Source organism: Pseudomonas sp. NPDC089401, assembly GCF_044749485.1.
Lineage (GTDB): Bacteria > Pseudomonadota > Gammaproteobacteria > Pseudomonadales > Pseudomonadaceae > Aquipseudomonas.
On record NZ_JBIVIA010000003.1, the window covers coordinates 664,705 to 678,066 of the forward strand.

The window sequence follows — 13,362 nt, forward strand, 5'->3', positions numbered from 1 at the left end:
CCACAGGGACCGCACCGCTCTCACGGCTGTGGGAGCGGGTTTACCCGCGAAGAGGCCAGCACAGGCAACCTCCCTCCGATTGCCTACACTGTCCCTGATTGCCTCCGATTCCTCAGGAGCCACCATGGACGATTCCAGCCAAGGCAAGCCCCCGACCTTCTGGCAGATGCTGCACAGCATCCTCGCCGCCGCCTTCGGCGTGCAGAGCGGCAAGAACCGCGCACGCGACTTCACCCATGGCAAGGCCAGCCACTTCATCGTCATGGGCACCCTGTTCACCCTGGCATTCATCGCCGTGCTGATCGGCCTGGTGCAACTGGCCCTGCACCTCACCGCCCGCTGAACGCGCCGCACAATGAAAACGCCTGGGGGATCCCTCCCCCAGGCGCTCTGCTTGCATCACGGTCTTGAGTTTCAAGTCACTGGTGGCTGACCCAATACACGGCAGTGACCACCACCAGGACGATCAGGCAGAGGATCGCCCAGGCATCGACGCTGCTGTCAGCTTTGCGGACTTTGGTAGAGTTTCCCATTGCATTGCCTCTTGTAGTGGTTATGGGAATGCACTTCACAACCAGCAGTTAAGACGAGCAATGCCCTTTGCTCAAGCAGGGTCTTTCAATAGTCGACGGGTGACGTGAGGAACGGATACTGGTAACCCGGCGGGCGTCCTTGGGCGCTGTAATGCTGGAAATCGACGCCGTAGTCGTCGCGTTCCAGCAGCTTGAGCCAACGCCGTGCCTTGGCCTGGTCGATCGGCTGCAGCACCGGCAGGATATGGTCACGCTTGCCGTCGCGGTTGATCTCAAGGCCAAGGGCATCGTCATGCAGCAACACCATGGCCCAGCCGCCGAGGGTGGTGTGCCCGCCCATGAGCACGCCCAGGCGCCCATCGATGCGCGCGCGCAAGGCGTCGGGCGAACCGTTGATGGCGCTGAACACCAGGTCGCGCCCCGGCTTGCGCCCGGCTTCCTCGAACGCCTGCATGGCGCCGAGGGCCATCTGGTCGTTGGCCGACCAGACCAGCTTGACCTTGGGGTAGCGTTGCAGCAGCTGCTGCGCCTGCTGGTAGGCGCGCTCGCGGTTCCAGGCGCCATACACCACCTGGCGCAGGCGCACCTGGGGGAAGTCGGCCAGGGCGCGGCGCATGCCCTCCTCGCGCAGCTGCGAGGCCGGCGTGGTCTTGACCCCGGCGAACGCCACCAGGTCGATCGGCTCGTTGTCGTCGCGCGGCAGCAGCGCGACCATGTCGTGCAGCATGCGAAAACCGGCCTGCTCATCGTTGGCGGTCAGCGTCCCCAGCACGGGCGCGTACTTCTCCGGCTGGGCCTGGATGCTGCTGGCCTGGCTGCTGGTGAGGCCGTTGTTGACCAGGAACAGCTTGACCCCGGAGCCCCGCGACAGGCGGATGATTTCCGGCGCCACGTACTGCTCGTTGACCAGCACCAGGTAATCGGGCCGCTGCGGGCTGTCGAGGATCGTCCGTGCCTGGACCATCGCCCGTGCGGCATCGCGCTCGCTGTATTCCACGCGCAGGGTCATGCCCAGCTCGTCGGCGGCTGCCTGCATGAAACGCGAATAACTGGCCCAGAAGGTCTCGCCGGACTGGCCAGGGTTGAGAAACACCACCGAAGCGGCCTGCGCGCAGGCTACCAGCGGCAGGCTCAGGCACACGCCTTGGCACAGCGCCTTGAGCATGGGAAATACCCTTTGAAACAAACCGACAAGTATAAACCCCGCGCGCCCTGGGGGTAACAAATGCCAGTCAGTCTCACTTAGTTCGTTTGGTTCTTTTCATATGCAAAAACATCACTTTAGCGCATAAACCCAACCTGCTATCGTTCCCCGGCTCCGAACCGGAGTGCGCGGCCGTGCGCGCGAATAGCTGCATGCAGCCTGAGACAGGACTTTTATGTACGTATACGACGAGTACGATCAGCGGATCATCGAGGACCGCGTCAAGCAGTTCCGTGATCAGACCCGCCGCTACCTGGCCGGTGAGCTGAGCGAAGAAGAATTCCGCCCTCTGCGCCTGCAGAACGGCCTCTACATCCAACGTTTCGCGCCGATGCTGCGTGTCGCCGTGCCGTACGGCCAGCTGAACGCCACCCAGGTCCGCACCCTGGCCAAGATCGCCCGCGACTACGACAAGGGCTATGCCCATATCTCCACCCGCCAGAACGTGCAGTACAACTGGCCGGCGCTGGAAGACATCCCGGACATCCTCGCCGAGCTGGCCACCGTGCAGATGCACGCGATCCAGACCAGCGGCAACTGCCTGCGCAACACCACCACCGACCAGTTCGCCGGTGTCGCCGCAGACGAGATCATCGACCCACGCCCGTGGTGCGAGATCGTCCGCCAGTGGACCACCTTCCACCCGGAATTCGCCTACCTGCCGCGCAAGTTCAAGATTGCCATCAACGGCTCGAAGGAAGACCGCGCCGCCATCGAAGTGCACGACATCGGCCTGGAGCCGGTGCGCAACGCTGCCGGTGAACTGGGCTTCCGCGTGCTGGTCGGCGGTGGCCTGGGCCGTACCCCGGTGGTCGGCTCGTTCATCAACGAGTTCCTGCCGTGGCAGGACCTGATCAGCTACCTCGACGCCATCCTGCGCGTGTACAACCGTTACGGTCGCCGTGACAACAAGTACAAGGCGCGGATCAAGATCCTGGTCAAGGCCCTGACCCCGGAAGTGTTCGCCGAGAAGGTCGAGGCCGAAATGGCCCACCTGCGTGGCGGCAGCACCACCCTGACCGAAGATGAAGTGCAGCGCGTTTCGCGCCACTTCGTCGACCCAGAGTACCTGGCCCTCGACAACCTCGACTACAGCGCCCAGGACGCCGAGTTCCCAGGCTTCGCCCGCTGGCGCTCGCGCAACACCCGCGCCCACAAGCGCCCGGGCTACGTCGCCGTGACCCTGTCGCTCAAGCCTACCGGCGTCGCCCCGGGCGACCTGACCGACAAGCAGCTGGACGCCGTGGCGGACCTCGCCGAACGCTACAGCTTCGGCTACCTGCGCACCTCCCACGAGCAGAACATCATCCTCGCCGACGTCGAGCAGCGCCAGCTGCACGCACTGTGGATGGAACTGCGCGAGGGCGGCTTCGCCACGCCGAACATCGGCCTGTTGACCGACATCATCTGCTGCCCGGGCGGTGACTACTGCTCGCTGGCCAACGCCAAGTCGATCCCGATCGCCGAATCCATCCAGCGCCGTTTCGACGACCTGGACTACCTGTTCGACATCGGCGAGATCGACCTGAACATCTCCGGCTGCATGAACGCCTGTGGCCACCACCACGTCGGCCATATCGGCATCCTCGGCGTGGACAAGAAGGGCGAGGAGTTCTACCAGGTGTCGCTGGGCGGCAACGCCGCGCGCGACGCGAGCCTGGGCAAGATCCTCGGCCCGTCCTTCGCCCAGGACGCCATGGCTGATGTGATCGAGAAGCTGATCGCCGTGTACGTCGAACAACGTACCGAGGAAGAGCGTTTCATCGACACCTACCAGCGTATCGGCATCGACCCCTTCAAGGAACGCGTCTATGCAGCGAATCATTAAGAACAACCAGATCGTCGACGAAACCTGGCACCTGTTGCCCAAGGACTTCTCGTTCGATGAGCTGAGCAACTGCGACGACTACATCGTCCCGCTGCAGATGTGGCGCGACCACGCCCACGTGCTCAAGGCCCGCGACGGCGGCCTGGGCGTGTGGCTGGACAGCGACGAGGAAGCGGAAGAAATCGGCGAGCACGTGCAGCACTTCCAGGTTATCGCCCTGAACTTCCCGGCCTTCACCGACGGGCGCAACTATTCCAACGCGCGCCTGCTGCGTGACCGCTACGGCTTCAAGGGCGAGCTGCGCGCCATCGGCGACGTGCTGCGCGACCAGCTGTTCTTCATGGCCCGCTGCGGCTTCGACGCGTTCGCCATCCGAGCCGACAAGGACCCGGAAGACGCGCTGCAGAGCCTCAAGGACTTCTCGGTGACCTACCAGGGCGCCACCGACGAGCCGCTGCCGCTGTTCCGCCGCCGCTGATCGTCACCCGCTGCGCCTGACGGCCCGCCTTCTGGCGGGCCGTTTCGTTTGTGCCTGCAGGCTCCCTCAGGTTTCCCTAGCACTCGCCGATAGCCTGGATACCCATAAAACTCGCATGGATTGCCGATGATGAACCCGATTAGTGCCGTTCGCCCCCCCACCGTCCAGATCGCGCCCACAGCCACATCGCAGATGAACGCCGCCCAGATCGCCGGCACGGTGGCACGCGTCAGCACACAGGTGATCCTCGGCCAGCAATCGGTCAGCACGCCCAGCGAGCTCTACTCCGCCAAAGGCACGCAAGAAAGCACCGCCAGCCGCTACATCTGGGAAACGCCCGCTGTCGACAAGCTCAGCCAGTACATGGCCAGCGCCGTGCAGACGGGTTCGACCAGCGCGCGCTTCCAGGGCCTGGGGGCGGCGCTGTTGGCGCAGCTGGCGGCCAATGGCGGCCAGACCGTCGCCCAGTCCGGGCTGCTGGTGAGCGATGCCTCGGCACCCAACGAGCTGATGCTCGGCCTGCAGCAGTCACGCCTGCGCGAGTACGCCAGCAACAGCATCACCCTCAACCTCACCACCGCCTCCGGCGCCACCGTGACCCTGGGCCTGTACAGCAGCGACCAGGGCCTGGCCGTGGACGCGCAGGTACAAGGCGGTACGCTCAATGCCAAGGAACTCGCCGGCCTGGCGAACCTTGCCAACAGTTTCCAGTCAGCCATCAACGGCCTGACCCAGGAGCCCCCCAGCCTCGAGCTCGGCGCACTGGTCAAGCTCGACCCCAGCCTGTTCACCGGCCTGCAGTTGAATGCGCAGCTGGAAACCAGCAGCGGCGACAAGCAGACCTTCGAACTGCGCATGGACGACCAGGCCCGCAGCCTGAAACTGCAAGGCCCGAGCGGTGAAGTGAAGATGAGCCTCGATACCCAGGGCGGCGTGCTGCTGGGCAGCCAGGCCCAGCGCCAGGCGGCGGTGGCCAATTACCTGACGCAGTTCGATGCCGCGCAAAAACGTGGCCATGGCGATGAGCAGCTGATGAGCCTGTTCAAGGACGCTTTCAGCCAACTGAACAGCGTCGATGACAACAAGGGCGCAGCCCATGCGGCAACCGCCGTGGACAGCAACAGCCGCCTGCTGCTCAGCGGCCTGGCCGACTTCGACGCCTCGATCAGCCAGGCCACGCAGCAGCCCAACCCGCTCAAGCAGGACGAGCAAGACAGCTTCAAGTACCAGGTCTCGCAGTCGACCCGGATCAAAGGCGGCAACGACCTGACCGTCGAGCAGCAGCAACAGGCCAACCTCAAGGCCGCCTGGCACGAGGGGCTCAACCCGCTGGTAGACCTGCAGCTGACCCGTGACAGCGAATCGCAGAACTACCGCTACCACGAGGTCGACGACCAGTCCAGCAGCACCACCCGCCTGGGCTTCAGCAACGGCGTGCTGACCGAGGCCAGCGTGACGCAGCTGGCGATCCAGAAGGAACGTGTCCGCACCTACCAGAAAGGCATCGAGCTCTCGGACGTCGACAACAACGCCTCCAGCAGCAAGCAGCGCGATCTGCTGGGCGTGCTCGATGCACTGCTGCGCGAGGACCGTGAGGCCCGCCGCATCGGCGCGCATTCCAACCTGGAGCAGCAGGTGCAGGACATGAGCCACCTGTGGCTGCTGCAATCCAACCCGGCACTGATCCAGGACTGACAGGTTTCACGTTGCCGCATTTGCACGGTCAACCGGCTCATTCGTGACCCCTGGTCAAATGACCTTGACCGTGCCCCGTCTTAATCAAGACTGCCGAAACCCGCACACTGCTTCTCACTCGAATAGTCATCGAAGCCGAGCACCCCGCTCGGCGCGATCTTCATTCATCAGGAGCTGATCACATGAGCATTCCATCCTTCGGCCTCGGTACCTTCCGCCTCACCGGCCAAACCGTCATCGACTCGGTCAAGGCCGCCCTCGAACTGGGTTACCGGGCCATCGACACCGCGCAGATCTACAAGAACGAAGCCGACGTCGGCCAGGCCATCGCCGAGAGCGGCGTAGCGCGCAGCGAGCTGTTCATCACCACCAAGATCTGGGTCGAAAACTACGCCGCCGACAAGCTGCTGCCGAGCCTGCGCGAGAGCCTGCAGAAGCTGCGCACCGATCATGTCGACCTGCTGCTGATCCACTGGCCGGCACCGGGCAACGGCGTCGAACTGGCCGAATACATGCAAGCTCTGGCCGAGGCCAAGCAGCTGGGCCTGACCCGCCAGATCGGCGTGTCCAACTTCAACATCGAGCTGACCCGCCAGGCCATCGCCGTGGTCGGCCAGGGCGAGATCGCCACCAACCAGATCGAGCTCAGCCCGTACCTGCAGAACGCCAAGCTGACCGCGTTCCTCAAGGAACAAGGCATCACCGTCACTTCGTACATGACCCTGGCCTACGGCAAGGTCCTGAAAGACCCACTACTGGCCGAGATCGCCGCCAAGCACAAGGCCACCGTCGCCCAGGTCGCCCTGGCCTGGGCCCTGCAGCTGGGCTACGCAGTGATCCCGTCCTCGACCAAGCGCGAGAATCTGGCCAGCAACCTGCTTGCCCAGGGCCTGCGCCTGGATGCCGACGACATGGCGCGCATCGCCACGCTCGAGCGCAATGGTCGCGAAGTCAGCCCTGAAGGACTGGCGCCGGTCTGGGACTGAATGCAGTGCTCAGCGCGCGGCTGCCCTGGGCAGCCGCAACGTTGCAGAGGCAAACGCAGAATTGGCCTACATAGCACAGAGAACATCGGAAAGCGCCTTTGTGCCAGACTGAGGACCGACCTCTTTCCCGGACCGTCGCCATGCCATCCACTGATGCCTTTTTGCCGTGCCAACGCTATGATGCCTCTGATGCATACAATCTGTTTCAGGTTGTCTGGAGGTATCTACCCATGGCTGTCAAAGCCAAGTCTGTCACCGAGCACGAGCTGGACGCCCTGGAGGCTTCGATCCCGGAGCTGGCCAGCGAGGCAACCCATGCCGCCTACCTGCGCGCCTTGAAGGTGAGCCAGCGTGGCGTGCTGCGCACCGATGACGGCCACCTCGTTCGGGTATCTGCCGAGGGGGCCAAGACCATCGTCGCCAAGGCCAAACCCCGGCGCAAGGTCAAGGTCGGCGAAACGATCAGCGTGAGGAAGGTCAGCGAGACCCCGACCCAGTGAAGGCGCCCAGGCTTCGGGTGTTTGCCGGCCCCAATGGCTCTGGCAAAAGTACGATCAAAGCCGAACTGCCTGCGGCCCTGACGCGGATATTCGTCAATGCCGATGAATTGGAAAGGGAAGCCACTGACACGGGCTTCATCGACCTGGCCCCTTTCGGTATCGAGCCATCCCTACCCGAGCTGGTTTCCTTTCACGCTGGTCATTACCTGATCAGGCAGAAACAGCTGACCCATCAAGCCACGATGCTGGGCGTACAAGGTTCCAGGGTCGATTATCGGCAGGTCGCGGTGAACTCCTACTTCGCCTCCGTGCTGTCGGACATGATTCGCCAGAATCTGCTCGAAGGCGGTTCAAGCTTCAGTTTCGAAACGGTCATGTCCCATCCCAGCAAGGTGGCGTTCATGCACGACGCTCAAGCACGGGGCTATCGCACTTACCTGTATTTCGTCTCGACGGAGAATCCCGAGATCAATATCGACCGGGTCAATATTCGCGTCCGCGAGGGCGGCCACCCGGTCAGGCCGGACCTCGTCAGGAAGCGCTATACCCGGGCGCTGGACCTGCTGCCGGATGCTATCGCAGCCAGCAACCGCGCCTATGTATTCGACAACTCGGGTGAGCGCGCCGTCTGGCTGGCAGAAATCACGGACGGGGCCGCGCTCGATTATCGCACCGAAGAGATACCCGACTGGTTCTTCGATGCCTACGTGGACGAAGCAGAGACCTGAGGCAACCCGCTTTTCATTTCTCTCTGCGCAATCATGAAATGCCACCCGCACTGATCCCCGGCCTCCCACCCGCGTACTACGCTATTCCCAGCCAAAGACGCCCAAGGAGCCCCGTCCATGTCCCGCCCACCTCTCCCTCCCTTCACCTTTGATACCGCCGTCCAGAAGGTCCGCCTCGCCGAGGATGGCTGGAACAGCCGTGACGCTGCCAAGGTGGCCCAGGCCTACACCGTCGACACCGTATGGCGCAACCGCGTGGAATTCCCCCGCGGCCGGGCCGAGGTCGAGGCCTTTCTGCTGCGCAAGTGGAACCACGAACTGGAGTACCGCCTGATCAAGGAACTCTGGGCCTTCACTGGCAACCGCATCGCCGTGCGCTACGCCTACGAATACCACGACGACAGCGGCCAGTGGTTCCGTGCCTATGGCAACGAGAACTGGGAATTCGCCGAGGATGGCCTGATGCAGCACCGCCATTCGAGCATCAACGAGCACCCGATCAGCGAGGCCGAGCGCAAGTTCCGCTGGCCGCTGGGCCGGCGACCGGACGATCACCCAGGGCTCAGCGACCTGGGGCTGTGATCGGCCGGCCACGGCGCTGTCAGATGGTCATCTTGCTGACCGCAGCCATCAACATTGGCGCAGTCTGCTCGTCGGTCAACGCCGGGTAGACCTGCATCTGCATCAGGTCGCTCCAGTCCAGGGTCCATTGCAGGACGGGGTTCAAGTCATCGCTTTCGGCCACGGCAAACCCCAGCAATTGCCCCACGGCGTGCCAGCGGCCCAGCACCTTGAGGCCGGCGGGCGCCGCACCGCCGGTCTTGGCGAAGCGGGCCATGGCAGCGTTGCGGTTTTCCGGGGCGATGGTCCAGTGAATGATGAACAGCATGGGGCACCTCCCAAGTGGTTCGGCACCTTTGCGGTACGCTCGCCCGGGGGGCGCCGGGGCCGGGGGTGAGTGAATGCGCATGTTTAGGCATAGCAGGATGGGCCACCGATTGCCTCGCTGGCTGTCGGAATCCTGCCCCGCTCCCACAAGGTGAGCATCAGGCCCGAGGGCAACACTGTACCTGTGGGAGCGGGTTCACCCGCGAAGGGGCCACCACAGGATTTCCATGGATGTCCGAATCGCGACAGTGGGTGCCTGTTCGACGCGAGACAGGCATTACCCAGCTGGATAACCTCTCTCGGGCAATGCCATGCCATCCTTGAAAAAAGAGCCTCGCCCATGACGACTCCTGCCGTTACCTTGGCGCCCGACGCCACGTCCGCCGACCATCCCCAGGGCTTTTTGGTCCGCATCGTCGGTGCCGCCGCCTTCGCCCATCTGCTCAACGACCTGATCCAGGCCGTGCTGCCGTCGATCTACCCGATGCTCAAGAGCGACTTCTCGCTGAGCTTCGCCCAGATCGGCTGGATCGCCCTGATCTACCAGGTCACCGCTTCGCTGCTGCAACCCTGGGTCGGCATGTACACCGACAAGCGCCCGCTGCCCTACCTGCTGCCAACCGGCATGCTGTTCACCCTGGTCGGCATCGCCCTGCTGGCCTTCGCCAACAGCTACGAGATGCTGCTGTTCGCCGCCGCCGTGGTCGGCATCGGCTCGGCGACCTTCCACCCGGAAGCCTCGCGAGTGGCACGCATGGCCTCCGGCGGGCGCTTCGGTACCGCGCAATCGACCTTCCAGGTCGGCGGCAACACCGGCTCCGCCATTGGCCCGCTGCTGACCGCCGCGATTGTCATCCCCCATGGCCAGCCGGCCATCGCCTGGTTCATGCTCGCCGCCGGCCTGGCCATCTTCGTGCTGCTACGCGTCACCGGCTGGACCATCCGCCACGGCCAGACCCAGCTCAAGGGCCTTGCCGGGCAGCAGGCGCCAGGCCTGTCCAAGGGCGCCATGTGGCGCGCGGTGGGGGTGATCGCCGTACTGATGTTCGCCAAGTTCGTGTACATCGCCTCGTTCACCAACTACTTCACCTTCTACTTGATCGAGCACTTCAGCCTCAGCGTTCAGCAAAGCCAGTTGTACCTGTTCGTGTTCCTCGCCGCCGTGGCCCTGGGCACCTTTGCCGGCGGGCCGGTGGGTGACCGCATCGGGCGCAAGGCGGTGATCTGGATCTCGTTCCTCGGCGTGGCACCGTTCGCCCTCGCCCTGCCCTACGCCAACCTGGCCTGGACCGCGGTGCTGGCGGTGGCCATCGGCCTGGTGATGTCTTCGGCGTTCGCCGCCCTGGTGGTCTATGCCCAGGAAGCCGTGCCCGGCCGGGTCGGCATGGTCTCGGGGGTGATGTTCGGGCTGATGTTCGGCATCAGCGGCATCGGCGCCGCAGGCCTTGGCGAGCTGGCCGACCTGCATGGCATCGAGTGGGTGTACCAGGTGATCTCGTTCCTGCCGTTGCTGGGCCTGGCCACTGCGCTGCTGCCGGCTACCCGCTCCAAGGCACGACCCACCCGCTGCTGCTAAGCTGGCCGCGTTTGCTGGACTGCACGAGGAGAGCATGGTCAAACCACAGCACGAGCTGTTGATGGAGGTCGATGAGTGGGCCTGGGAGGTGGGCAGCCGGGCAACCGACTACCCACCGGACTGGTTCATCGCCCCCCATTCGCACGCCAAGCACCAGCTGATCTACGCCATCAAGGGCCTGATGCTCGTCGAGTCCGAAGCCGAGCGCTGGACCGTGCCCCCCAGCCGCGGCATCTGGATGCCCTGCGGGCAGGTGCACGCGATCCGTTGCGTGGGCGACGTAAAGATGCGCAGCGTGTTCGTGCACCCCAACGCAGCGCCCGGCCTGCCCCGGCAGAGCAAGGCGATCAGCATTTCACCGCTGCTCAGCGAGCTGATCAAGACCTCGGTGACCTTCCACGGGCCGTTCATCGAGGACTCCCGGGAAGCCCGGGTGATGCGCCTGATCCTCGACGAGATCTGCGTGCTGCCGACCTTGCCGCTCAAGCTGCTGCAGCCCAGCGACAAGCGCCTGCGGGTCATCTGCTCGACCCTGCACGCACGCCCCCACGACACCTCGACCGTGGCCGACTGGGGCGCGCACCTGGGGGTCGACGAGAAGACCATCCAGCGCCTGTTCCGCAAGGAAACCGGCATGACCTTCGGCCAGTGGCGCCAGCAGGCGCGCTTGATGCAGGCGCTGGAGCGCATCGCCCTGGGCGAACGCATCATCGATGTGGCAGGCACGCTGGGCTACGAAAGCCCCAGCGCGTTCGCCAGCATGTTCAAGCGCCAGTTCGGCATCACCCCGAGCCAGTTCTTCAAATGACAGGCGCACCCGGTGTGGCGAAGGCGTCCCGGGCAAAATCGAGAAAACTGCGCAGCTTTGGCGTCAGGCGACGGTCCGGTGCATAGAGGACATGCATCGGCGAGGCCGGCACCTCGTAGTGCGGCAGCACCCTCACCAGGGTACCGTCGCGCAAGGCATCCTGCACCAGCTCCAGCGGCTGCACGACGACCCCCAGGCCAGCGACGGCGGCTGCCAGCAGCGGATCCCCCTGATTGATCGTCAAACGGCTTGTAATCGGCACATCGACAGGCCCTTCGGGGCCCTCGAAACTCCAGTGCGAGCGCCCGTCGGCGTAGCCGAAGTGCAGGCAATCATGCCCAGCCAGGTCCCATGGGCTGTCGAGCGGCGGGCGCCGCGCCAGGTAGGCCGGCGCGGCGCACAGCACCTGCCGGTACGGCGCCAGCGCCAGGGCCTTGAGCCCGCTGTCGGCCAGTTCGCCAACCCGGAACACGGCGTCGAAACCCTCGTTGACCAAGTCCACCAGCCCGTTGTCGAGCACCAGTTCCACCGACACCTGCGGGTAGCGCACCATGTAATCCAGCAGGCGCGGCGACAGCGCGCGCATGCCAAAGGTCACCGGGGCATTGATCCGCAGCCGCCCGCTGGGCGTGCCGCGGGTTTCGGCAGCGAGGTTCTCTGCGGCCTGCACTTCCGCCAGGATGAGCTTGGCGCGCGCGTAATAGCTGCGGCCGAAGTCGGTCAGACTCTGCCGGCGGGTGGTGCGGTTGAGCAGCGACAGGCCCAGGTGTCGTTCGAGCAGCTTGACCTGCTTGCCGACCAGCTGTGGCGACAGGCGCAGGTCATCTGCCGCGGCGCTGAACGTGCCCAGCTCCACCGCCTTGACGAAGATGGCCATTTGCGTGAGGCGATCCATTACAAACATCCTGTTTCCAGTGTTGATTCATCCTAGGCCTTTTTCACCTGGGGCCCAACGCCTAGATTGGTGCGCACCACGGGGCGCCCTGCCCCCTCGAACCGGAGATCAACATGCCCCGCACAGTCCGCATCCACGCCTATGGCGACGCCAGCGTCCTGCAACTGGAAGACCTCGAAATCGCCGCACCCGCGGCAGATGAAGTGCAGATCGCCGTCAAGGCCATCGGCCTGAACCGCGCCGAAGTGATGTTTCGCAGCAATCAGTACCTGCAGCAGGCTGAATTTCCCAGCCGCCTGGGCTATGAAGCAGCCGGCCGGGTCCAGGCCTGGGGCAGCGCGGTCAGCGGTTTCGCCGAAGGCGATGCGGTCAGCCTGATCCCGCCACTGGATATCGCCCGCTGGGGCACCTACGGCGAGGTGATCAATGTGCCTGCCTACCTCACCGTCAAGCACCCTGCCAACCTGTCCTTCGAGCAGGCAGCGGCCTCGTGGATGCAGTACGTGACCGCCTGGGGCGGGCTGGTCGAACAGGCCAGGCTGGGTACTGGCGATTTCGTGCTGGTTACCGCCGCATCCAGCAGCGTGGGGCTGGCGGCTTTCCAGGTAGCCCGCAAGGTCGGCGCCACCGCCATCGCCATCACCCGTACCCGCGCCAAGGTGCAGGCCTTGCTCGATGCAGGAGCAGCCCAGGTGATCGTCAGTGACGAGGAAGACATCGTCGAGCGGGTCATGGCACTAACCGACGGCCAAGGTGCGCGCGTGGTCTTCGACCCGGTCGGCGGGCCGGCCTTCGAGGCCCTGACCGCCAGCATGGCCCGCGGTGGCATCTTGCTGGAGTACGGCGCCTTGAGCAGCGAGCCGACGCCCTTCCCGCTGTTCACCGTGCTGGGCAAGAGCCTGACCCTCAAGGGCTATTTGTACAACGAGATCGTCAGTGACCCGGCGGCGCTGGCGCGGGCCAAGGCATTCATCATCGAGGGGCTGGCCAGTGGCGAGTTGAAGCCGATCATCGCCCGGACGTTCGCGCTGGATGAGATCCAGCAAGCGCACCGCTACCTGGAGGCCAACCAGCAAGTGGGCAAGGTGGTGGTAACCGTCTGACTTCACCTGTTCCGGCCCTTTCGCGGGTAATGCCGCGAAGGGGCCGGAACAGACAGAACGCGCAGTCCCGGGACAGATCCCGCACCCATTCACATACCCCTGCAATATGTAACATTCAGTTTCATATCGACCCCGGACAG

At 64.5% G+C, this 13,362-nt stretch carries 14 protein-coding genes; 11 read left to right on the forward strand and 3 right to left on the reverse strand.

What is annotated here, in order from left to right:
* The first annotated feature begins 124 nt into the window (after positions 1-124).
* A complete protein-coding gene (locus ACIP21_RS10385; protein ID WP_400687041.1) occupies positions 125-343 on the forward strand; it encodes a DUF2970 domain-containing protein in 219 nt (72 codons plus the stop codon).
* A 275-nt stretch (positions 344-618) separates the two neighbouring features.
* Here ACIP21_RS10385 and ACIP21_RS10390 read toward each other — a convergent pair whose 3' ends face one another.
* Positions 619-1,698, reverse strand: coding sequence for an ABC transporter substrate-binding protein (locus tag ACIP21_RS10390; protein WP_400687043.1), 1,080 nt, complete (start codon positions 1,696-1,698; stop codon positions 619-621).
* Positions 1,699-1,912: 214 nt separating this feature from the next.
* On the opposite strand from ACIP21_RS10390, the gene ACIP21_RS10395 reads away from it, so the two are divergent.
* The 7 genes from ACIP21_RS10395 (at position 1,913) to ACIP21_RS10425 (ending at position 8,534) form a co-directional block, all read left to right on the forward strand.
* Positions 1,913-3,565, forward strand: a complete 1,653-nt coding sequence (locus tag ACIP21_RS10395) for a nitrite/sulfite reductase (RefSeq protein WP_400687045.1) — start codon at positions 1,913-1,915, stop codon at positions 3,563-3,565.
* The gene (locus tag ACIP21_RS10400) at positions 3,549-4,043 is read left to right on the forward strand and encodes a DUF934 domain-containing protein (RefSeq protein WP_400687047.1); all 495 of its coding nucleotides are present in this window, start codon (positions 3,549-3,551) and stop codon (positions 4,041-4,043) included. The genes ACIP21_RS10395 and ACIP21_RS10400 overlap by 17 nt, the downstream gene beginning before the upstream one ends.
* A gap of 126 nt (positions 4,044-4,169) precedes the next feature.
* A complete protein-coding gene (locus ACIP21_RS10405; RefSeq protein ID WP_400687048.1) occupies positions 4,170-5,738 on the forward strand; it encodes a hypothetical protein in 1,569 nt (522 codons plus the stop codon).
* Positions 5,739-5,920: 182 nt separating this feature from the next.
* The gene (gene dkgB, locus ACIP21_RS10410; RefSeq protein WP_400687050.1) at positions 5,921-6,724 is read left to right on the forward strand and encodes a 2,5-didehydrogluconate reductase DkgB; all 804 of its coding nucleotides are present in this window, start codon (positions 5,921-5,923) and stop codon (positions 6,722-6,724) included.
* A gap of 230 nt (positions 6,725-6,954) precedes the next feature.
* Positions 6,955-7,224, forward strand: a complete 270-nt coding sequence (locus ACIP21_RS10415) for a hypothetical protein (protein WP_400687052.1) — start codon at positions 6,955-6,957, stop codon at positions 7,222-7,224.
* Entirely contained in the window at positions 7,221-7,952 is a 732-nt protein-coding gene (locus tag ACIP21_RS10420; protein WP_400687054.1) for a zeta toxin family protein, read from the forward strand. The genes ACIP21_RS10415 and ACIP21_RS10420 overlap by 4 nt, the downstream gene beginning before the upstream one ends.
* 117 nt (positions 7,953-8,069) lie before the next feature.
* Positions 8,070-8,534 (forward strand): DUF1348 family protein, encoded by a 465-nt coding sequence (locus ACIP21_RS10425; RefSeq protein WP_400687056.1) that lies wholly within the window; start codon positions 8,070-8,072, stop codon positions 8,532-8,534.
* A gap of 19 nt (positions 8,535-8,553) precedes the next feature.
* Here the strand turns inward: ACIP21_RS10425 and ACIP21_RS10430 are convergent, their stop codons facing one another.
* The gene (locus ACIP21_RS10430) at positions 8,554-8,841 is read right to left on the reverse strand and encodes a DUF3303 domain-containing protein (protein ID WP_400687058.1); all 288 of its coding nucleotides are present in this window, start codon (positions 8,839-8,841) and stop codon (positions 8,554-8,556) included.
* A 339-nt stretch (positions 8,842-9,180) separates the two neighbouring features.
* Here ACIP21_RS10430 and ACIP21_RS10435 point away from each other — a divergent pair, with 339 nt between their 5' ends.
* Complete coding sequence (locus ACIP21_RS10435) at positions 9,181-10,416, forward strand: MFS transporter (protein WP_400687060.1); 1,236 nt, start codon at positions 9,181-9,183, stop codon at positions 10,414-10,416.
* 34 nt (positions 10,417-10,450) lie between these two features.
* Positions 10,451-11,224: an AraC family transcriptional regulator gene (locus tag ACIP21_RS10440; protein ID WP_400687061.1), complete on the forward strand. Its 774-nt coding sequence runs from the start codon at positions 10,451-10,453 to the stop codon at positions 11,222-11,224.
* On the opposite strand, the gene ACIP21_RS10445 is transcribed toward ACIP21_RS10440, so the two are convergent.
* Positions 11,217-12,119: a LysR family transcriptional regulator gene (locus ACIP21_RS10445; RefSeq protein WP_400687063.1), complete on the reverse strand. Its 903-nt coding sequence runs from the start codon at positions 12,117-12,119 to the stop codon at positions 11,217-11,219. The genes ACIP21_RS10440 and ACIP21_RS10445 overlap by 8 nt on opposite strands.
* A gap of 113 nt (positions 12,120-12,232) precedes the next feature.
* Between ACIP21_RS10445 and ACIP21_RS10450 the strand changes: the two genes are divergently transcribed.
* Entirely contained in the window at positions 12,233-13,222 is a 990-nt protein-coding gene (locus ACIP21_RS10450; RefSeq protein ID WP_400687065.1) for a zinc-dependent alcohol dehydrogenase family protein, read from the forward strand.
* Positions 13,223-13,362: the final 140 nt, after the last annotated feature.

What these genes read in the sequence shown, in the direction of transcription:
- ACIP21_RS10385 (WP_400687041.1), top strand. Translation starts at nt 125, where the DNA reads ATGGACGATTCCAGCCAAGGCAAGCCCCCGACCTTCTGGCAGATGCTG.
- ACIP21_RS10390 (WP_400687043.1), bottom strand. Translation starts at nt 1,698, where the DNA reads ATGCTCAAGGCGCTGTGCCAAGGCGTGTGCCTGAGCCTGCCGCTGGTA.
- ACIP21_RS10395 (WP_400687045.1), top strand. Translation starts at nt 1,913, where the DNA reads ATGTACGTATACGACGAGTACGATCAGCGGATCATCGAGGACCGCGTC.
- ACIP21_RS10400 (WP_400687047.1), top strand. Translation starts at nt 3,549, where the DNA reads ATGCAGCGAATCATTAAGAACAACCAGATCGTCGACGAAACCTGGCAC.
- ACIP21_RS10405 (WP_400687048.1), top strand. Translation starts at nt 4,170, where the DNA reads ATGATGAACCCGATTAGTGCCGTTCGCCCCCCCACCGTCCAGATCGCG.
- dkgB (WP_400687050.1), top strand. Translation starts at nt 5,921, where the DNA reads ATGAGCATTCCATCCTTCGGCCTCGGTACCTTCCGCCTCACCGGCCAA.
- ACIP21_RS10415 (WP_400687052.1), top strand. Translation starts at nt 6,955, where the DNA reads ATGGCTGTCAAAGCCAAGTCTGTCACCGAGCACGAGCTGGACGCCCTG.
- ACIP21_RS10425 (WP_400687056.1), top strand. Translation starts at nt 8,070, where the DNA reads ATGTCCCGCCCACCTCTCCCTCCCTTCACCTTTGATACCGCCGTCCAG.
- ACIP21_RS10430 (WP_400687058.1), bottom strand. Translation starts at nt 8,841, where the DNA reads ATGCTGTTCATCATTCACTGGACCATCGCCCCGGAAAACCGCAACGCT.
- ACIP21_RS10435 (WP_400687060.1), top strand. Translation starts at nt 9,181, where the DNA reads ATGACGACTCCTGCCGTTACCTTGGCGCCCGACGCCACGTCCGCCGAC.
- ACIP21_RS10440 (WP_400687061.1), top strand. Translation starts at nt 10,451, where the DNA reads ATGGTCAAACCACAGCACGAGCTGTTGATGGAGGTCGATGAGTGGGCC.
- ACIP21_RS10445 (WP_400687063.1), bottom strand. Translation starts at nt 12,119, where the DNA reads ATGGATCGCCTCACGCAAATGGCCATCTTCGTCAAGGCGGTGGAGCTG.
- ACIP21_RS10450 (WP_400687065.1), top strand. Translation starts at nt 12,233, where the DNA reads ATGCCCCGCACAGTCCGCATCCACGCCTATGGCGACGCCAGCGTCCTG.